Raw genomic sequence first — 19,891 nt, 5'->3', positions numbered from 1 at the left:
CGCCCGAACGGGTGAATTCGTCGGTGTGGCACAGGCCGGTGGCCTTGATTTCCACGAGAACCTCACCGGCCTTGGGGCCTTCCAGGTTCACTTCCATGACTTCGAGGGGTTTGCCGGCCTCAAGGGCGACGGCGGCTCGGGTGCGCATGGGGGCGTCCTTTCAAGAAAAGGCCCGAAGGGGACGAAACCCTCCGGGCAAGTTTGGGAGTGGTCCAAGCCGTGCTTAGACAGGGAGAGGAGCGTTGGGAGAGTTCTTGAACTCCACAGTTGTGAAGATCAGGTCCGTGTCGCCGACATTGGCAAGGTCGTGGAGCATGAACTCGTCCTTTGCGAATTCGAAATGCATCACATCACCAGCGTTGTAGTCAGCATCCTTCACCTCACCAGTCGCGTAGTGCGATCGCGATTTACCCGCGTTGATCGCGACCCAAAAATAGTTGAGCACGTGGCGGTGAAACCCTGCCCGCTCGCCCGGTTTCAAAGCCAGACGCCAGACGCGTACATCGTCAGTCTCTGAAATCAGGTCCTGACCGACGCGGCCATTCATCTTGTTGGTTTCAATCTCGGCCTTGCGAGCTTCATCCCAATCAGGGCCTGGGGTGATTTGTTCGTTGCTGGTCAGCTTGGTCATGCCGTGACCTCCTTCAAGTTTGCAGAGACGGCACAACGCCGCCATCGACGCCAAGGACGATGCCGCTGACAAAGTCAGAGACGTCCGATGCGAGGTAGAGAACCGCCCGGGCCACGTCCTCGGGTGTTCCGAGGCGGCCTGCTGGCAATTGGCTGTCTTCCAGGAACGCGGCCACGGCCCCATCCCGGTCGTTGCGCGGCACTCCGTAGTGATCTGCCAGCGTATCAAGGAACCCGCCGGGTTCGTCCCACAGCTCGGTCCGGATGTGTGCAGGCGCCACGATGTTCGAGCGGATGCCCTTGCGGGTATAGTCCCGCGACAGGATCTTCGAGATCATGTTGATCGCAGATTTGGAAACCGAATAGTCGGGCAGCAACGGGTGCGGTTTGATGCCGGCCTCTGATCCGCAATGGATCAATACACCCTTGCCCTGTTTTTCCATCACAGGGATCACCGCCCGCGCCATCCGGATATAGCCCATCACGTTAAGGTCAAAGGTCTGCTGCCACATCTCGTCTGTCACTGACAAAAAGTCATCGCGCCCCGGAGCGGCGCCTGCATTGTTGAACAGAATGTCGACTTTGCCAAATCTGTCGATCGCAGCTTGCATAACCTTCTCCGCAGCGCCCGCCTGCGTTAGGTCGACGTCGATCGCACAAATCATGTCTGGTCCGGCCAGTTCAGCCAAATTCGCGGTGCTTCTGGCAGCGCCGACCACCTTCGTGCCGGCTGCAAGAAACTGTTTGGTTGTTTCCAGTCCGATGCCGGAACTGGCACCGGTGACAATGGCCACCTTGCCGTTAAGGTCCTGGGTCATATTGAAACCCTCCTCCTTGGTTTCAAGTTTTTGTGTCATGGGATGATGCGTTCGGCGCGCAAACGGTCGAACACGTCGATGAAGCTTTGTGCCGTGTCCTGGAACGCATCAAAGCCAAGCGCTCGGCATTTGGCCATCGAGTGGACGCACTCCATAGGCCGCCCGAGATCGAGATCGCTGTGCCAGGCCGAAGCCAGTTTGCTAAGCGGATTGCGTTGCAGATTGTGTTTTTCGACAAGATCGTCCCACGCCGGGCCGCTGTCCTTCATCTGTTCCTCAAGCGAATTGTAGACGCCGGGGTATTCGGCAACCTCGATCTCGAAATAGTCGGCGATTGCCTGCCACAGCTGCTCCCATCGAAACACATCCCCGTTCACCGCATTGAAGGCCTCGTTTCGGGCATTGGGTTCCGTCGACGCCCAGACAATCTGTTTTGCCAGGATGCGTGCGTCTGTGATGTCGTTCAGGCCACGATAGGCCGTCGGCGAACCGGGAAAGCGGAAGGGCTGGCCAGTTGCCTTGCAGATCGACGCATGGGTCGCAAGCGTAGCGCCGATGTTCATCAGGTTGCCCACGGCATAGCCGATAATGGTATGCGAGCGGTGCACCGACCAGCCAAAGCCGTGCTTGTCGCTGTAGTCCATCACGACATCTTCCAACTCGTAATAGAAGTTCTTCTTCTCAAGCCGTGGTGCGGATTCCTGGAAGGGCGTGATCGGCGTGACCTTGCCGTAATCTTCGAACGGGCCAAGGTAGTGCTTGGTGCCGGTCACCACGGCCACATGCTCGACACATCCCTTGTCTTTGAACGCGTCCAGAACCGTTCGCAGCATATTGCCGTTCAGGCGGATATTGTCGTCTTCGTCTTTTCCAAGGGTCCACGAGCAATAATAGATATGGGTTGGCAACAGATGCGACAGCGCCTCGACAGCGGCATCACGGTCCATCAGGTCCACTGGATGACTTTTGATGTAAGATGTCCCTTGCGGTGGCCGCCGTGACACACCGTGAATTTCCCAACCTCCCTGAGCATGCAGGTGTTCGGCAACATTCAGCCCGACAATGCCGGTTGCCCCGACGATCAATGCGCGCTTGGCGTACATGTGTGCTCCTCCCATTTCTGAACCGCCAAGTGCGGCTTGAAGCAAGGGTGGCACGGGATATTACCCCTTCACAGAAGTGATCCGGCAAACATAATGTGAAATAAATTCACAAGTGAATCGGGTAAGGTCTGCGCGCAGAGCATCGTCAGAAATTGGAGAGACAAGGATGATCAACCGAGGTGGGGAGATGGAAATCTTTGTGCGCGTGGTCGAGCATGGCAGCTTTTCCGCGACCGCACGGGCCTTGCGTTTAACCCCTTCGGCGGTCTCCAAGCTGATCTCGCGTCTTGAGGAGCGGCTTGGCGTTTCGCTTATCGTGCGTTCGACGCGCGGCTTGCAGTTAACGCCCGAGGGAGAGGTATTTTATGACCGCGCCCAAAGGATTGTCAGCGAGATTGAACAGTCCGAGCGCGCGGTGTCTTCTGCCTCGGAAGAGGCGCGTGGCACGTTGCGCGTGAACTCGAACATTCCATTTGCCCAGCACTATCTGATGCCGATCATTCCGGGGTTTCTAGAAGCCTATCCTGGTATCACGCTGGATCTGGTCCAGACCGATATGCCAGTCGATTTGATCTATGAACGTGCAGATGTTGCGATCCGGACAGGTCACCTGTCGGACAGCGCGCTAAAGGCGCGAAAATTGCTAGAAACGCCCCGTCGTGTGGTAGCCTCGAAAAGCTACCTGGATCGGTTTGGTACTCCGAAACATCCGACAGATCTTGAGCGTCACAACTGTCTGAATTTCAACATCAAGCGGAGCCTCGACATCTGGCCATTTGATGGGCGCAAATTCGGAGAACCAGAGCGGCTTGACCAAGCAGTTAAGGGCAACCTGCGTGTCAGCGATGGCGAGGCAATGCGGCAGATGGCGCTGGCTGGCGTCGGGATTGCACGCCTGTCGGATTTCCATATCGGACAGGATGTTGCGCAGGGAAGGTTAACACCCATTCTGCAGGACTATAATCCAGGGGATACGGAGCCGGTTCAGGCGCTCTATGTAGACCATGCCCATCTGGCCAACCGGATCCGAGTCTTCATTGACTACGTCGTCGACGCATTGCGAGACGCGTCCTCCCAATGAACCGCCTCGATGTGTCGCGGTTTGACCCGGATGTGATCCGGGATTGGCAAAGGCGGATTGGCGCTGCGCATGTGTTCACAGATCATGAAGGAAATCGGGTCTGATCCTGTGTTCTCCATATCGTGAAGCAGGAACTCGTTTTCCTGAAACTGCACGTGCTTCACCTGACCAGGCTCGAAGGTGAAGTGGGTAACGGCACCATGATGATCCAGTGACTTTGCCGAGCCAGCGGTAAGCGCAACCCGGAAAAAATCGAGCACGTGACGATGAAAACCCAAGCGTTCCCCTGGATCAAGATCCAGGCGCCACACCCTGACGCGGGCATTCTCGGACAAGATGAACCGCCCAATGCAACCGTTTTTTACATTGCGGAGAAGCTCTTGGCGAAGGTCCTCCGGCCAATCGGCCGGAGGTGTGATTTTGGGGGTGTTTGCCAATCTTACTTGCATGACGGATTACTCCGCTTTCGCTGTGCGACGGCTGTAGAGGCCAACCATAACGATGATGACCAAGCCATAGGCAATCTGCTTGGCCGCCTCGGGCGCCTGCATAATCGACAGCATCGACGACATCAGTGTGATCAGCAGCACACCTGCAACGGTTCCAGCGTAGCGTCCTGAACCGCCAAACAGGCTCGTACCTCCAAGTACCACCGCCGCAATGCCAGGCAACAAATAGGGATCGCCCATCCGTTGATAGGACTGACCTGCATAACCGGCCAGCATCATACCGCCCAGAGCACTCATCACACCGGCAAAGACAAAGGCCAGAATGGTCACGCGCTTGGTATTGATCGCTGACAGGTAGGCCGCGGGCTCTGAAGTGCCGACCAGATAGATATTGCGGCCAAAGACGGTGCGTTTCAGCAGGAAGATGGTCAGCGCTGATACCGCGATCCAAACCAGAACGACGGCAGGCAGACCCATTACCTTCCCCTGACCAAGGGCACTCATTACCGGCGAGGGCTGGCTGGCCAAAGCGTAAAAACCGCTGAAATAGACCAGCAGGCCCAGCAAAATATTGTTGGTCGCCAAGGTCCAGATCATCGACGGGATACGCATTACAGCCACACCGAACCCGTTTACAAAACCGACCAGTGCACCGACACCCAAACCGGCCAGCAAACCCAACTCGCTGATCCCGGTCTGCGGGTTGGCACCAACGACAGCGGTCGAGATTGTCGCTGCTGCAGTCATCGTCCACGGGACCGAGAGATCAATCTGCCCAAGCAGAATGACTACCATTGCGCCCGCCGCAACTATGCCAAGGAAGGCACCGTTCTGCATCTGCTGCGCCAGATAGTAGGGCGAGAAGAACTGAGGAAAGAACGATCCGCCCACAACGATGAGAAGGATGATCGCGACAAAGACCGACCGCGTGGGGCCATCGAAAGGCAGGGACCACGAAACCTGCGGTTTGCTTTTGACTGCGCTACTCATTGGAACACCTCCATGCGGTTCTTGATTTTCAGAAGACGGGTTGCGCCAAAGGACACTGCGATCAGCAGGACCGTGCCTTCGAACAGTGGCTGGGCCAGAGGTTGCAACCCGATGAAGAAGATCAGGCTACCGATGGTGCGCAGCACCAAGGCCCCGGCAATGGAGCCCACGACGCTGCCGGCACCACCGGTCAGCATCGTGCCGCCGATGACCACAGCCGCAATCGAGTTCAGCGTGTAGGTCAGCCCGATCGAAGGATCGCCAGACAGGGTCTGGAAGCCGATGAACAGACCACCCAGCGCGGCGAACACCCCGCCCAGCGTATAGGCCGCGATTTTGGCACGGGCGACGTTCAGACCCGATGCCTCGGCAGCCGCCTCGGACGAGCCGACAGCGATGATCGAACGGCCGATCGGATGGCGGCGGATCGGATACCACAGCGCAACTGCGCCGAGCATCACCAGCACGGCCGAAGGCACCACGCCGAAGACGTCCATGGTCATGGCATCACTCAGCCCAATGGAAATATCGCCACCGGGGATTGGCCGCACAAGCAAAGCAAGGCCCGTAAAGATCGCGCCGGTTGCCAGCGTGGCAATGATCGCCTGCAGTTTTCCGACCACGACGACGAGGCCGTTGATCAGCCCGCAAGCAGCACCGGTGGCAATGACGATCACGACGCCAAGGGCGACTTCGGTTGGGCTACCGTTGACCAGATGCGAAGCGATGCAATTGGTCAGCGCCATGATGGGCCCAATCGACAGGTCAATGCCCTTGGACAACACGACAATCGTCTGCCCCACAGCCAAGAGCGCCAGGGCGGCACATTGGTTGGACCAGGTCGTGAAGACGCCAAGTGTTGCGCCACGCGGGTGAACCGAGAGGAAGATCCCCATCAGGATTGCGAAGACGCCCCAGGCGAACAAGGTTCGCCCATGTGTTTTGAAGATACCGGAAGCCATCATGCCACCCTTTCCTCAGCCCCGCCGCCCATGTTGAGCGCGCTGGACAGAATGTTCTGTTCGGTAAGTTGGTCGCCGGAAAGCTCTGCGTTGATCCGGCCGTCATACATGACAAGCGCACGGTCACAGAGGCCGATCAGCTCGTCATAATCGGTGGTGTAGAGCAAGATCGCCAACCCATCATTGGCAAGGTCGCGCAGCAGTTTGTAGATCTCTTGCTTGGTACCCACGTCGATCCCACGGGTCGGGTCGATCAACAGCAACAGCTTCGGTTTGGTCGCCAGCCATTTGGCAATGACGACCTTCTGTTGATTGCCGCCCGACAGGGTCGACACGGCCAAGTCGGCGCTGCTGACCTTGATCTGCAACGTCCGGATCATCTCGTCGAGCCGGGATTGCTCGTTCGTTTCGCTGACAACCCCGCGCGGGCTGATCCGTTCCAGGATTGGCGCCGTCAGGTTGTTGGCGATGGATTGCGGCAGGAACAAACCACCAGTCTTGCGGTCCTCTGGCACCAAGGCAACGCGATAACCATCGGTCAAACCACCACGCGGGCCGTTCGGCACCTCGGTTTGCTCGCCAATCCGAATGTCTCCGGAAACGCCGCGCAGAACACCGGCCAGTGCCTGCAACACTTCCTGTTGCCCCTGACCGTCCAGCCCACCAAGGCCAACGATTTCACCGGGGCGGACATCCAGATCAACGCCCTTCAGTTTGCCGTTCCAAGCCAGCCCACGGGTTTCGAGATAAGGCGCGGCTGCGGGTGTTCCTGCAGCCTTCTCGGGGAAGATCTGTGACAGCGGCTTGCCGATCATCATCTGGACAATCTCTTCATCGCTACGGCTACCGGTAGCGAAGGTCTCCACGTGTTCGCCATTGCGAAAAACCGAACAGGTGTCAGCCAGCGCCTCGACCTCATGCATGCGGTGCGAGATGAACAGGATCAACGTGCCCTCGTCGCGCAACCGGCGCAGCAGCGCCATCACGGGCTCCACATCCGCTGCCGTCAGCGCCGAGGTCGCTTCGTCCAGGATCAAAACCTTCGGTTTGCGGATCACCGCCTTGGCGATCTCGACAATCTGGCGCTTGGACAAGGGCAGATCGGCAACCTTGCTGCGCACGTCGATGTCCAGGCCGACACCCATATCCTGAAGCGTCTCGCGCGCCAAACGCGCTTGTTCCTTGCGATCAATCAGTCCAAATTTGTTGCGAGGCGGATCAGCAAGACAGATGTTGGCTGCCACATTCAGGTCAGGCACGATCGACAGTTCTTGAAAAATGCAGACGATGCCATGCTTTGCCGCATCGCTGGCCCCATGCATGCTCAGCTTCTGCCCTTCCAGCAAAATGCTTCCTTCTTCCGGATGCACGACGCCGACAAGCGATTTCATCAAAGTGGATTTCCCGGCGCCATTCTCGCCGAGGATCGCGTGAATCGAAGCTTTAGAGGCTTCGAAATGCACGTTGTTCAAGGCAAACACACCACCATAGTGTTTGCTGATCCCGTCTAGTGTCAGGAACGCGGATGTCTCGGGCATCGCTTTATACTCCCATTGATAAAGGCCCCGGGCGGCAACCCGGGGCCTTCACGGATTACGAGTCGTTGTCGTGAGATTGGTTGCGCAACTCATCCGGCGTGAAGACCATGTCATCACCACAGGCGGCATACCCGGTCACGGTTTCGAACGTGTCAGGCTCGTCAGGATAATAATGCGTGCCAGCAACCATATCCGCAGTCTCAACATTCGGGATTGGCAGGTTTGCCATCGACGGGAAGCTTTCGCCTTGCAGCAGTGCCACCGCTGCACGCACAGCCAGCGGGCCCATACCCGGTGAAACAGAGACCGAAATGCCCGGAATATCGTTGCCCGCCATCGCCTTCACATAGCCGTTCTCGGCATCACCACCGACCGGTACGGCAGGGTGATCCGCTGCGGCCATTGCGTTTGTCACACCACGGCAACCGTGCTGACAGATGATCCCGTCGAACTGGCCGTGGACTGCGAACGCATCTGCAGTGACCCGCTGCACCGTCCCGGTGTCCCAGTTGCCGACAACCTCGACAACTTCGACATCAGGATAACTCGCCAGCACCTGTTCCACGCCAACGTGGCGGTCGCGGTCGGTCGAGTTGCCCTGAATCCCGCGAATTTCCAGCACGCGGCCAGCCTTCTCGGGCATTTGCGCTAGAACCGACTTGGCCTTGATAGTTTCGAAATCGACCCAGTTGGGGGTAATCCGCAAGATCGAGTCATTGTCGACCGGGTTGTCGAACGAGACCAGCACTGTGCCGGCACGGTTCGCGCGGCGTACAACGGCATCAAAGGCCGTCGGGTTCACCGCGATAAAGGCAATCGCGTCATAGCCAGCCTGGATGAAGTTATCGACCGCAGCGATCTGAGTGGCCACGTCCGGGCCAGTCGAGACCACACGCAATTCGCCGATGGTTTCCTTGTTCTCAGGACGATCTGCCCAGGCGCGCACACTTTGAATCATCTGCTCGCGCCACGGAATCCCCGTGTGACCGTTGACCAATGCAACGCGGTACGGGCCTTCCTTGGCCTCATACTGGATGATCTTTTCGTTGCCCTCAGCCGGAATATAGCAGTTCGGCATGTAGGTCTCGGCGGTAACCGAAGTCACGCTGAGACCGGCCACCAGCGCAGCAACGCTGGTCCGTTTAAACAGAGTTCCAAGTGCAGTCATGAGTTCCTCCCTTTGCACATCAGGTGCGGTGCCCAGCTCCTCCTGCCGGTCCAGTCCGCGATATGTTTCAGGCTCGTTGGAATTCTGCTTGTTCAGTAGGGAGTAAATTCTCGCGTCATTTGTGAATTTATTTCATAGGCCGCTATACGCGAGGTGTTTCATACCAACTGTTTGACAAAGCGTCAGCGACAGGCACTTAATCGGCAATCGTTCCATTGAGTCACGCAAATGATTGTCAGAGATCCCCCGTCTTCGTTGCTGCTTTTCTTTGTTGTTCAAGGATCAGTGGTGCCAAAAATCATTGGCAAGATCGTTGGTGTCACCTTGCTTTCAGTCGGCGTTTTTCTGGTGGATCAGCACGTTCTCACCCTGCCGCACATCTCGATCGCAGCAATGGGCGTTTTCGGCGTGGCCCTGTCACTGTTTCTTGGGTTTCGCAACAACGCGGCCTACGATCGGTGGTGGGAAGCAAGAAAACTCTGGGGGTCATTGATTGCCGATGTCCGGACTTTGGCGCATCAGGCAAGTGTTTTCCTGCATGCAGAGGAAGATAGAAAGCACCTACTCTCATACGCGGTTGCCTTCGTGCATTTACACAGAGGCACGCTTCGAGAAGTAAACGTGCATTCAGAGATCGTGGACTGGATCGAAGAGGACAGCGCAGCTGGATTAATTGCCAAGAGCAACCCCGCCGCAGCGGCGCTCCGGTCCATGGCCGATCTCACAGGTCAGTTGGCGAAAAATGAAACGCTCAATGGCTTTGGTCAGATGGCACTCTCACAAACACTTTCGTCCTTGGCGGCCGCCCAAGCCGGATGTGAACGGATCGCGACCACACCGCTGCCTTTCGTGTATTCACTTCTGGTTCGCAGAACGACGTATCTTTACTGCTGGTTGCTGCCTTTCGCGCTGATCGAGTCCGCAAACTGGTTCACGCCTGTTCTTGCCGCTGTGGTGGCATATGTCTTCTTTGGCCTTCAGGCCGTCACAAACGAACTCGAGCACCCATTCCGCAATGCTCAGAACGGTCTGCCACTTGATGCCATGTGCCGAACCATCGAGATTTCGGTAGCTGAAGCATTGAACATGCAACCGCCTATTCCGTTGACTACGAAGAACCATCTCTTGAGTTAGAAACAGGTGTTCCTGCGGGATACAAGGAGCCAACTTAACTAGCGCGGTCGACGATTTTCTTCATGACGGTGTCCGGCACATTCAAGGTGCCGAACTCGTGCGCCCAGGCATCCCCCAGCCGGGAGACACAAAATGTGTCGGCAACTTCTGACGTGGAGTGTCGGATCAAAAGGCTGGCCTGCACAGCCATTGCGATGCGCGTCATGAGGCGGCGGGCCTGCGGTTCAAAGTCAGAGGTATGGGCAACCAGATCTGCCTCAAGCGACGCCAGGAATTTGTCGAAAGTTCGGTTCGCTCCCTTGGCCTGCGCGATCTCGCGTATCAGGGAATCCAGCGCGCCGTCGGTTTTCATTGCACGCATCACGTCCAGCCCCATAACGGCGGACGTGCCTTCCCAGACGCTGTTCAGCGGCGCTTCTCGATAGAGCCGCGCAATGGGTTGCTCTTCAACATAGCCCATGCCCCCGTGGCATTCGAGCGCTTCAAGCGTCACCGCCCCCACCCGCCGGCAGTTCCAGTATTTTGCAATCGGCACAAGGATCCGGTTCAGGTGTTTTTCCACCTCACAGGATTGCGCATCATCTGCGGTTTGCGCCACCCGTAGCCCAAGCCACATGGCGGCTTCGGCCTCAATTGCAAGATCGGCCAAAGTGTTACGCATCATTGGCTTGTCTCGCACTGGGCCGCCAAAAGCGTTTCGATGAGATGTATGATGCAGTGCCAGATTGAAAGCCTGCCGCATCATGCCTGCTGCCCCGGCAGCAAAGTCCATGCGGATATAGTGGGTCATGTGCTTGACGAAGGCACGTACACCATGCCCGTCTTCGCCAATGCGATAGGCAATCGCGTCGTCGAACTCGATCTCGGCCGAGGCGTTCGAGCGATTGCCAAGTTTGTCTTTCAGCCGCTGAATACGAATGCTGTTGCGTGACCCGTCAGGCAGGGTGCGGGGGGCAAGAAACAGGGTTACGCCTGCATCTGTCTGCGCTGTAAGCAACACCAGATCCCCCATCGGAGCCGAGCAAAAGAACTTGTGCCCGGTCAACCGATATTCGCGCCCATTCCCGGTGGGAGTGGCCCGCGATGTGTTCGCGCGCAGATCCGACCCGCCCTGTTTCTCAGTCATCGACATGGCGGTTGTAATGGCCTGTTTCTGATCTGCAGGCAGTGGGCGCGGATCATAGTCATTCGCCAGCATCTTATCCAACCAGAGGTTTCCAACCTCGGGGTCACTGCGCAACAGAGGTATCACAGAAAAGCTCATGGCGAGGGGGCACATTATTCCCTGATCAGCTTGATACCACATATAGCTCATGGCGGACCGCGCCACATGAGGGCGTTTTTCATTGCTGGTCCAAGGCAACGTATGCAACTCCGATTTCAAAGCCGCACCCATCAGATGGTGATAGGCCGGGTGGTATTCGACAAAATCAATGCGCTCACCAATGCGATTGTGGGTTTTGAGGATCGGCGAATGTTCATTCGCCAGCCGCGCAGCCTCTTGAATGCCCGCACTTCCGGCAACCGCACCGCATGCACTCAGCTTGTCATTGGCCCATTCAACTCCAAAGCTTTGAACGGCAGCTTGCAAGATGGTGTCACTCTTATACAGATTCCGGTCCGGTAGGTCGGGGGGCATATTGTGGACCGCATGAGTGGCATAGCCCCGCTGTGTGCTTGGGCGCGGAAACACAGAGATATGTTCGCGATCTTCTTCACTGTTCATTGCTGGTATTCCTTGGGTTCCGCCGAAATCGGGTCAACACGGTGAGGGGGTGTCACAGGCCTTAAATTAGGCTGGCCTGAAACAATGCCTTGGCGGTTTGACCAAAAAGCTTAAGTCGCCCGGTCCGTTCCATCACAAGCAATCCAACTGCATGGGACACACCATTGGCCGTGACCTGCTCGGAATTCACATGACCATCAGCCTTGTAAGCATCTGAAATACTATCAAAAATTCCGCGCAACTGGGCGTTCAATTGAACGTCCAGCTCAGGATTCAAACCGGATCTCCCGATACCGTCGTAGAGGTACAGCCCCAAGGCAAGGTCATCAGGGCGCGTTTCGTAAAATTCGAAAAAGGCCGTCATGGCGGCGCGCGCCCGATGCTCATTTCCCGCTTCATCCATGCGCTGACTCACAAACGCCTGAAGATCGACAAGCGTGTCCTCCAGTACCTTGCCATACAGCTCATCCTTGGTTGCAAAATAGGGATAAATCGAGCCCGTCGTCATCCCGGCGGCCGAGGCAATCCCCCGCATTGTCGTGCCACTCAGCCCAGATGCCGCGAATTCGGATTTCGCGGCGGCAACGATTACATCCCGACGCGCGGCGTGCTTTTCCTCCATCCTTCTGGCTCGTGCGAGCACCTTGGCGCTAAGTTCAGGCATGGCTAACTCCTCTATCCGCCGGGATTGATCGGACGGTCCAGGGTCCAGTCATATGTCCCCATATCGCGTTCACGCACAGCGTTCTTCCAACTTGTTTCCTCGGCTCGGCGTTTGAACGCCATCCCTTCGGGCGAATGCCGTGTGATCCCGTCGAACACGGTCGCGATCATTTGGGTGTTTTGTAGGCCCATCGCGTCAATTGCCTGATTGATCATCAGCTTCTGCATCATCAGCTGATTGACTGGCACGGTCGATATCCGTTCAGCCAACGCTTCGACCTCTGCATCCAATTGGTCACTGGGAACGGACTTGTGGATCAATCCGATCCGTTCGGCCTCTTTCCCATCGATCTTGTCACCGGTGAACAGCAGGCTTTTGGCCTTTTCTGCGCCCAATCGATAAACCCAATGCGCCGTGGTCGGGCATCCCCAGACACGCGTCGGCATGTATCCGATCTTGGCATCATCAGCCATGACGACAAGATCCGAGCTGAGCGCTATATCAGACCCGCCGGCAACCGCGTAACCGTGAACCTTGCAAATGACTGGCCGGTAGCTGCGCCACAAGGTCATGAAGTTCTGGGTGTTTCGCATCATGAAGGCATAGTCCTTCATGGGGTCCCAGGGCATGTCCTTTTGCGTGACGTTATCACTTGAAGGGTCTTCCGCGTAATACGTGAGATCATAGCCGGCGCAAAAGGCATCACCGTTCCCCGACAGAACAATGACATGAACACCTTCGTCCGCGTTCGCCTGACGCACGGCTTCTGCCAACTCCAGAGGCAGGTCGTCATCAATTGCGTTCATCCGTTCTGGTCGGTTCAATGTGATCCGGCCAATCCGCCCATCCTTTTCATACAAAACCTTTGCCATCTTCGCGCCCCGCCGCTCGTTGTTTAAGTGATTCGTAACAATGTTATCACAAATTTAGCACGTTGATATGATTTTGTACTTAGGAAGAAAAACCGGTGCAGTATTCCAATTTTCCTTGGTGCAACACGCTGATCTGGACGGATTGGTCGACCAGCAACAGGACAGTCAGGAACCCTTTCCTAAAACACCGCGCAGCTGGGCAGGACTGCCGCACGGTATCTGACCTCAAATGGGCACGAGCATCATGCGCACTGAAAGACGTCGATCCACGTGCCCACAGCCCAAAGAGGGGCGTCGGCGTTTCCCTCACTGTCCGGCATTGTACCGCGGAGGACGCTTTTCCAAGAACGCCTGCATTCCCTCCTTCTGCGCGTCCGAGCCGTAAAGCGCGTGGTACATCTGGCGTTCGAACCGCACTCCGCTTTCCAGAGTGGACTGCTCGGCCATGTTCACGCAGGCCCGCGCCATCATCGCGATGTCACGCGGATAGCCCGCGATCTCCTGCGCGGTCTCAAGCGCGGTCCGGGCGAGATCGTCCGCCGGGATCACCCGGCTGACCAGACCCATCTGCAGCGCCTCGTCTGCGCCGATCATCCGGCCTGTGAGGATCAGGTCCATCGCCTTGGCCCGCCCGATCAGACGGGTCAGGCGCTGGGTGCCGCCAATGCCCGGAATACAGCCGATCTTGATCTCGGGCTGGCCGAACCTGGCTGCGTCCGAGGCAAGGATCACGTCGCACATCATCGCCACTTCGCAGCCGCCCCCCAGGGCAAAGCCGTTCACCGCCGCGATCTTTGGCAGGCGCAGGGCGGCGAACCTGTCCCATCCGGCGAAAAAATCGCTGGCGTACATGCTGGCATAGTCCTGCACCGCCAGTTCCGCGATGTCGGCCCCCGCCGCAAAGGCCCGCCCCGACCCCGTCAGGATCAGGCAGCCGATACCGGGGTCCGCGTCAAAGCCGGTGGCGGCGTCCAGAACCTCTTCCATCACCTGCGTATTCAGCGCGTTTAGCTTGTCGGGCCGGTTGAAGCGGATCGTTGCGACCCGCCCCGTGACGTCGGTTTCGATGGTGTCATACATGTCAGCTATCCCAGATTGCGCCATAGGCGGGGATGCCAAGGCTTTCCATGTCATGCACAACCTTGCGCGTCAGCTTCTGGTTCGAGATCACGATCACCGCCTCGGCCCCGCTTTCACGCACCGCTTGCAGGGCAAGGGCCGACAGGTTCGGTTTGCCGTCCTGATCCGTATCCCAGATCACCGGATTCTCGGTATGGGCCTCGATCTCGTCCACGATGGCGTCACCATAGGTCGCGCGGGGGTCGCGCGTGGACCAGATCAGGCGATTTGGCACCATGCCCTTCAAAAGGTGGGGCAGGATGGGGCCGATGCCCGAACCGGTGCCCACATAGACAACCTTGGTGAACAGTTCCTCAATCCGCGCAACGCCCGACGTGGTGATCCCCTTCACCCACACATGGCTTGGCGGGTTGTCGATGAAATCTCCGGTCCAGTCGCCTGCGCGGCTGATCGCCAGACGGTATCCGGTCTTGCCGGGTGTCGGGATGTTGGCGAAAGAGTGGTACTGCCCAAAGGGCGTATGCGACAGCGCGTTGGAACTGCCCGCAAAGGGCGTGTCGCCATAGTCAAACCCGGCGATGACCACATGGTTCGAGGGTTTGTCGATCTCGACCTTGACGCGCTTCAGAGTGAGCCACGGCGACAGGATCGACAGAGTGATCAGCAGCAGCATCCAGAAGGCGGGTGTCTGTGTCAGGGTGCCGCCCATGTCGTGGGTGATCGAGACGGTCTGCGCCCAGAACAGCCCCAGAACGGTCCAGCCGACAAAGCGGTGGATGCCCTCGAAGGTGTTGTGAAACTTCGCGCGGATCGGACCAAGCGCCGAGATGATCATCAGCGTCATCAGGGCGACCATCGTGGCGCTCAGGCCCAGTGTCAGGTCCGTCGGCAACGCCGCCCCGCTCAGACGGTTGGCGACCATGGCAAACAAGAGGAAGCCGAACCAGATGGTGCCAGCAACCGTGCCGCCCGAATGCAGCCCGCCAAAGTGAAAGACCTTGCCCGCGCCCCAGCGGATCCACAGCGGCCAGCTGGTCGGAATGCGAGTGGCCAGCCAGAAAAGCGCGTTCACCACCCGTTGCTGACGGATCAGAATGCCCAGCGACAGGTTGATCAGTGCCATATCGGCGATGGCATCCAGCGCAAATGCGCTGCCGTCAAACCACAGTCCGTCGCGCAGACCCACGCCAAAGACCGTCAGGTTGACCACCGCCACCAGAAACGCCAGACGGCGATATTCCATCAGGGCAGGGTGCCGGGTGATACGTCGCCAGCGGGGGGTGGCGGTTTCGATGTTTACAGTCTCGGTTGCCATTATCTCAGCTCCACACCACGGGTTTCGATCTCGGCCTTGGCCATCTCCAGCAGCAGACGCTTGTCAATCTTGCCGCGCGGGGTGCGGGGCAATTCGTCCAGCGCCATCACGAGGCTGGGCTTGTGGTAATAGGGCAGCTGCGCCTCGACCGAGCGTGTCGCCTGAACCGTGTCCGCCGTCGCCGGCGAAATGAAGCTCACCAGATTGCGGTCGTCATATTTCAGGGTCACGGCCTGTTCACAGCCGTCCGACGCCTCAAGCGCGGTGGACACGCCGTCCAGTTCCACTCGGAAGCCGCAGATCTTGACCAGATCATCGACGCGACCGTGGTGCAAAAGCTCTCCGTCATCGGTCCACGATCCCAGATCACGCGTGTTGAACATCATCTGGCCGGGGCGGAACGGATCAGGGCGATAGCGTTCGTCGGTCAGGTCGGGGTTCGCCAGATAGCCCGCGGTCACACAGTCACCGCCGGCCCACATCGTGCCTTTCTCGCCGATCGGCAAAGGCGACAGGTTTTCATCGAGCACATAGACGGTGTTGTTGGGCGTGGGTCGTCCGATGGTCAGGTCCGCCTTGTGGGCGCAGTGCGGTTCGGCGGTGTTGATGATCGTCGTCTCGGTTGGGCCGCAGGAATTGTAGAACGTGCAGAATTGCGACCACGCATCGGCAAGCGGGCGAGGGCAGGGCTCGCCCGCAACAGCGGCCACCTTGATGTTCTGACAGCCTTCAATGTCCAGCGTGTTCAGGATCGAGGGCGTTCCAATCAGGATGTCCACCTGACCCGCAACCTCGGCAATCGATTTGCCCCGAATGACAAGGGTGGCCCCATTGGACAGGGCGCCCAGGGTCTCCCACGCGGCCATGTCAAAGGCGATGGACAGAATCTGCCCCACGCGCAGTCCTGGACGCATGCCCAGATTCCCGGGGCGGGTCTGCAGGATGTTGCACAGGTTCTTGTGGGTCACCTGCACCCCATTGGGCACGCCCGTCGTGCCAGAAGTGAACAGCACCATGGCGCGGTCGTCCGGTTGCAGCTGGTATTCCGCGCCCTGCGGTGCGACGGCCGCGCGGCTGGTGTCGTTCATCACCGCGTCGATACAGATCAACACCTGATGGTCGGGGTCCACCGGCACGTCCTGTTGCAGGCGAGACAAGGTCAAAAGCACCTTGGCGCCCGTCTTCTCCGAGATGTACTTCAACCCCTCTTTAGGGGCGACACCCACATGTTGGGGGGCATAGGCCGCACCCACTTTCATGGCCGCCAGAATGCCGACGACCATCTCAATCGAGCGTTGCAAATACAGGCCCACAACCTGCCCTCGCTTCACGCCTTGCTCGGCCAGCAGATGCGCCAACCGATCCGATGCCTTGTCCAGCGCATCATATGAGATAGACGCCCCCTGGTGCTCGACCGCAGTCGCGTCAGGTTGCAGGGCGGCATAAAAGCTGAAGCCTTCCAAAATGGTAGAAAAGCGGGGGGCTTGCATGGGGCCCCAGCCAAACCTGAAAAATCGATCACGGTCGAAGGCCGACAAGGACTGCAAACCGACTTGATCTGAAGCTGTCATCTCTATGGATTGTGGATGAAGCACGTAGAGCCGAGGATCTGTGGCAAGGTCCTGCATGGCGAAAATCTCCTTATTGGTGTGACACTTTTCTTGTTAATGGGTATTTTTCCCATTTCCACTTCACAATGGCTAACACCCACTCACGACAATGTGTAAATCTGATGCAAATCTGTTAAGGCCCGGCATATTGTCCTTAGAAATATGGGGAAACCGACTTGAGCGAAAAAACGCCTGATCTATTTTCGGACGCGCTGACCGATTTACTCGCCCCGCTGTCACGGGCGATGGTGGCGCATGGCGTCACAGTTGGTGCTGCAACAGAAGCGATAAAAATGGCCCTGATGAACGCGGTGATAGATGCTCATGGGCCGGACGTATCCGATAGTAGGGTCAGCGTAATGACTGGACTGCACCGCAAGGATGTTCGCCGTTTGCGCTCCAGCGCCCCGTCGGTAGACGGCCGCAAAACCGCCAACCGGCTGGCACTATTAATTGGCCATTGGGCGACGGCCCCCGATTTCCAGGGCACAGATGATCGCCCGCGCGCCCTGCTACGAGAGACAACAGAAGAAGGCCCCGGTTTTGACGAACTCGTACGCCGGGTACGACTGGACGCCGCGCCAGGCACCATGCTGCAAGCACTTCTGGATCAGGGCGCCGTGGCTGAAGATCCTGAAGGCCGATTTCAACTGACGCTCAGGGCGCTGGTGCCCGGTACCGGATCAAAAGAACTGGTAGCCGCCTACCGCGCCACGCTCACGGCCCATATGACAGCGGCCACTCAGAACCTGTTGGCGGAGAGTGGAGATATTCGCCACTTTGACCGCGTGGTGCGCTACTCGCACTTAACCACCGAGTCAGTCTCCGAACTCGACACGTTGGCACGCGCAGAAGCGCAGGCCTTGCTGGAGCGCCTGAATATGCGTGCCAGGGAACTACAGGAACGTGATGCCGATCAGAACGCCAGGGGACGATTTGCTGCTGGGGCCTATATTCTGCCCGTTCTGGACACGACCCAGAAGGACGCAGAATGAATTTGCTTCGAATACTGCTATCCGCCCTGACGCTGACACTTGCAAATACTGCATCGGCCAGTGACCAGGAGACCGAACGAGAGGGCGGCATACTTGGGACCGGTATCCTTGGCACCATCACCGAACTCGGCAGTATCTATGTGAACGGCCAGCATATTCGCTTCGCTCCAGACTTTGCTGTAACCGACGGAATCACCGTTACAAACGCACATCAATTGCGGCCCGGTCATACCGTAGCGGTCATTGCAACGCCGGGCGAAGATGCCTGGCAAGCATCATATATACGTCAGATCATCCCGCTTGTGGGGCCTGTTCAAAGCGTGTCCAGCAGCGGGTTCAAGGTTATGGGCACAACTGTTTTGACCAACGGGATTGCCGCAAACGATCTGAACGTCGGTGATTGGGTTGCCGTCAGCGGGTTGTGGCAATCGGGACACGTCATTGCCTCGCGTGTTGAAACCACTCCGCAACACGGTCTTGCTCGGATCGAAGGGAGCGTTCTTGACCTCGTGTCTGGTCAGCCGCTGACGATTGGCGGCACCAGAATCACGGGCCTTCTGCCCAGACACATTCAAGAAGGTGATGTCGTGCGGGCAGTTGGCACGGCCTCGCGAGAAACGGTGCAGGTCACCCGTTTAGATACCGGCGTTTTTTCAGGAGAGCCGCAAATCGTTCTCTCCGAAGGGTTTTTCTCGGCACCAAGGTCCTCCGGCTTTTACACACTTCTTGGCTCTGACATTGTGTCTTACACGAGCAATCCTGCAATGATCGACCCCGCTTCCAAACAGTTTGTCTGCAGCAGCAAGGGAGAGATTTTCTCTGTCCCTATCCACCACAACCAGGCGCAAGAGGTCGCTGCAATTCTGGAGAATTGCATATCCAACGCCGCCGAGTGAGCGCGCACGGTTGAAACCCAAGGCAATGCCCTGTGAGGCCAATCGGGAGCATTGCCGCCATAGATGCGCGTCTTAGCGGAGTAAGGTGGTCAGGTTGCCCATTTCGCGAATTCCATCAAACGATGGTCTAAACCAATCGCTTCGCGCAATGCACTTCTGTTGAATTGCGAATTTCAGGAAAAAATGGTGCCTCAAGAGGGCCGTGAAGCCCAATATCTTTCGTACTCGCCTTACCTCAACCTCTATCAAAGCAGTTGAAGTTATTGATCTTTTTCACACCAATCAGGATCATGCAGTCTCGACATGCCTCAATCAATACTATAGCAAAAGGTGGACTAAGGGGTGGACTAATGAGGCTGCTTTATTGGCAACCAATCGACTGAATGCACGAACCGCGGCAGCGCTGGATGCTGGCAAATACTGTGACGGTGCCGGGCTGTGGCTGGCAAAATCTGACGCCAAGAACGGCAAATGGTTCTTGAGAGTAACCGTGCACGGAAAACGCCGGGAGATGGGCCTTGGGCGGTGGCCCGATGTTTCCTTGTCAGAAGCTCGCACCAGGGCCGAGGCCGCAAGACTCGAACTGCGAAACGGACTGGATCCTATTCGAGAGCGTCAGAAACGGCGGCTCGAAGCCCAGCGCAATCTGCACCTGTTTCGAGATGTGGCAAAGGACGCCTTTCAGGCCCGGCAAGCGGAACTCAAAGGGGATGGAAAGGCCGGTAGATGGTTCAGCCCTCTGGAGCTTCATGTCCTGCCGCGACTGGGACACATCCCAGTCGCCGAGATCAATCAACTCGATATCCGTGATTGCCTGTCTCCCATCTGGCATTCGAAGGGGGAAACCGCAAAGAAAGCTC

General features: G+C 57.7%; 19 protein-coding genes and 1 pseudogene. 5 read left to right on the top strand and 15 right to left on the bottom strand.

Annotated elements, in window-relative coordinates; genetic code table 11:
* The 4 genes and pseudogenes from NNA36_RS19850 to NNA36_RS19835 all read right to left on the bottom strand — a co-directional run.
* Positions 1 to 148: pseudogene (locus NNA36_RS19850) on the bottom strand (S-(hydroxymethyl)glutathione dehydrogenase); the annotation flags it as partial.
* A 75-nt stretch (positions 149 to 223) separates the two neighbouring features.
* Entirely contained in the window at positions 224 to 631 is a 408-nt protein-coding gene (locus tag NNA36_RS19845) for a cupin domain-containing protein (protein WP_255110381.1), read from the bottom strand.
* A gap of 13 nt (positions 632 to 644) precedes the next feature.
* The gene (locus NNA36_RS19840; protein ID WP_255110379.1) at positions 645 to 1,448 is read right to left on the bottom strand and encodes an SDR family NAD(P)-dependent oxidoreductase; all 804 of its coding nucleotides are present in this window, start codon (positions 1,446 to 1,448) and stop codon (positions 645 to 647) included.
* 35 nt (positions 1,449 to 1,483) lie between these two features.
* Positions 1,484 to 2,551, bottom strand: coding sequence for an SDR family oxidoreductase (locus NNA36_RS19835; protein WP_255110377.1), 1,068 nt, complete (start codon positions 2,549 to 2,551; stop codon positions 1,484 to 1,486).
* Positions 2,552 to 2,738: 187 nt separating this feature from the next.
* On the opposite strand from NNA36_RS19835, the gene NNA36_RS19830 reads away from it, so the two are divergent.
* Positions 2,739 to 3,632, top strand: coding sequence for a LysR family transcriptional regulator (locus tag NNA36_RS19830; protein WP_255110375.1), 894 nt, complete (start codon positions 2,739 to 2,741; stop codon positions 3,630 to 3,632).
* Here the strand turns inward: NNA36_RS19830 and NNA36_RS19825 are convergent.
* From NNA36_RS19825 to NNA36_RS19805, 5 genes are read right to left on the bottom strand one after another with little or no spacing between them, the layout of a single operon-like run.
* Entirely contained in the window at positions 3,593 to 4,081 is a 489-nt protein-coding gene (locus NNA36_RS19825) for a hypothetical protein (RefSeq protein ID WP_255110373.1), read from the bottom strand. The genes NNA36_RS19830 and NNA36_RS19825 overlap by 40 nt on opposite strands.
* Positions 4,082 to 4,087: 6 nt before the next feature.
* Positions 4,088 to 5,071: an ABC transporter permease gene (locus NNA36_RS19820; protein WP_255110371.1), complete on the bottom strand. Its 984-nt coding sequence runs from the start codon at positions 5,069 to 5,071 to the stop codon at positions 4,088 to 4,090.
* Positions 5,068 to 6,036, bottom strand: coding sequence for an ABC transporter permease (locus NNA36_RS19815; RefSeq protein WP_255110369.1), 969 nt, complete (start codon positions 6,034 to 6,036; stop codon positions 5,068 to 5,070). The genes NNA36_RS19820 and NNA36_RS19815 overlap by 4 nt, the downstream gene beginning before the upstream one ends.
* Positions 6,033 to 7,571, bottom strand: a complete 1,539-nt coding sequence (locus tag NNA36_RS19810; RefSeq protein WP_255110367.1) for a sugar ABC transporter ATP-binding protein — start codon at positions 7,569 to 7,571, stop codon at positions 6,033 to 6,035. The genes NNA36_RS19815 and NNA36_RS19810 overlap by 4 nt, the downstream gene beginning before the upstream one ends.
* Before the next feature lie 55 nt (positions 7,572 to 7,626).
* Entirely contained in the window at positions 7,627 to 8,739 is a 1,113-nt protein-coding gene (locus NNA36_RS19805) for a sugar ABC transporter substrate-binding protein (protein WP_255110365.1), read from the bottom strand.
* Between the two features lie 228 nt (positions 8,740 to 8,967).
* Between NNA36_RS19805 and NNA36_RS19800 the strand changes: the two genes are divergently transcribed.
* A complete protein-coding gene (locus tag NNA36_RS19800; RefSeq protein WP_255110363.1) occupies positions 8,968 to 9,873 on the top strand; it encodes a bestrophin family protein in 906 nt (301 codons plus the stop codon).
* Positions 9,874 to 9,907: 34 nt separating this feature from the next.
* On the opposite strand, the gene NNA36_RS19795 is transcribed toward NNA36_RS19800, so the two are convergent.
* From NNA36_RS19795 to NNA36_RS19770, 6 genes are all read right to left on the bottom strand, one after another.
* Positions 9,908 to 11,599, bottom strand: a complete 1,692-nt coding sequence (locus NNA36_RS19795) for an acyl-CoA dehydrogenase family protein (protein WP_255110361.1) — start codon at positions 11,597 to 11,599, stop codon at positions 9,908 to 9,910.
* Between the two features lie 61 nt (positions 11,600 to 11,660).
* A complete protein-coding gene (locus tag NNA36_RS19790; RefSeq protein ID WP_255110359.1) occupies positions 11,661 to 12,263 on the bottom strand; it encodes a TetR/AcrR family transcriptional regulator in 603 nt (200 codons plus the stop codon).
* Positions 12,264 to 12,274: 11 nt separating this feature from the next.
* Positions 12,275 to 13,177 (bottom strand): crotonase/enoyl-CoA hydratase family protein, encoded by a 903-nt coding sequence (locus NNA36_RS19785; protein ID WP_255110383.1) that lies wholly within the window; start codon positions 13,175 to 13,177, stop codon positions 12,275 to 12,277.
* Positions 13,178 to 13,441: 264 nt separating this feature from the next.
* Positions 13,442 to 14,215 carry an enoyl-CoA hydratase-related protein gene (locus NNA36_RS19780; protein ID WP_255110357.1) on the bottom strand — a complete coding sequence of 258 codons (774 nt, stop codon included), beginning with the start codon at positions 14,213 to 14,215 and terminating at the stop codon, positions 13,442 to 13,444.
* A gap of 1 nt (position 14,216) precedes the next feature.
* Positions 14,217 to 15,530, bottom strand: coding sequence for a hypothetical protein (locus tag NNA36_RS19775; RefSeq protein ID WP_255110355.1), 1,314 nt, complete (start codon positions 15,528 to 15,530; stop codon positions 14,217 to 14,219).
* Positions 15,530 to 17,020: an AMP-binding protein gene (locus NNA36_RS19770; protein WP_255110353.1), complete on the bottom strand. Its 1,491-nt coding sequence runs from the start codon at positions 17,018 to 17,020 to the stop codon at positions 15,530 to 15,532. Before NNA36_RS19770 ends, NNA36_RS19775 begins: the two co-directional genes overlap by 1 nt.
* A 296-nt stretch (positions 17,021 to 17,316) precedes the next feature.
* Between NNA36_RS19770 and NNA36_RS19765 the strand changes: the two genes are divergently transcribed.
* The 3 genes from NNA36_RS19765 to NNA36_RS19755 all read left to right on the top strand — a co-directional run.
* Positions 17,317 to 18,135: a DUF6502 family protein gene (locus tag NNA36_RS19765; RefSeq protein ID WP_255110351.1), complete on the top strand. Its 819-nt coding sequence runs from the start codon at positions 17,317 to 17,319 to the stop codon at positions 18,133 to 18,135.
* Positions 18,132 to 19,031 (top strand): DUF5666 domain-containing protein, encoded by a 900-nt coding sequence (locus NNA36_RS19760; RefSeq protein WP_255110349.1) that lies wholly within the window; start codon positions 18,132 to 18,134, stop codon positions 19,029 to 19,031. Before NNA36_RS19765 ends, NNA36_RS19760 begins: the two co-directional genes overlap by 4 nt.
* 202 nt (positions 19,032 to 19,233) lie before the next feature.
* Positions 19,234 to 19,891: integrase arm-type DNA-binding domain-containing protein (locus NNA36_RS19755; RefSeq protein WP_255110347.1), on the top strand; the 658-nt coding region annotated here is incomplete at its 3' end.

The organism is Shimia sp. CNT1-13L.2 (assembly GCF_024331145.1).
Lineage (GTDB): Bacteria > Pseudomonadota > Alphaproteobacteria > Rhodobacterales > Rhodobacteraceae > Shimia.
The sequence above is the reverse complement of the archived record's forward strand: the minus strand, read 5'-3'. Positions and strand labels throughout refer to the sequence as shown.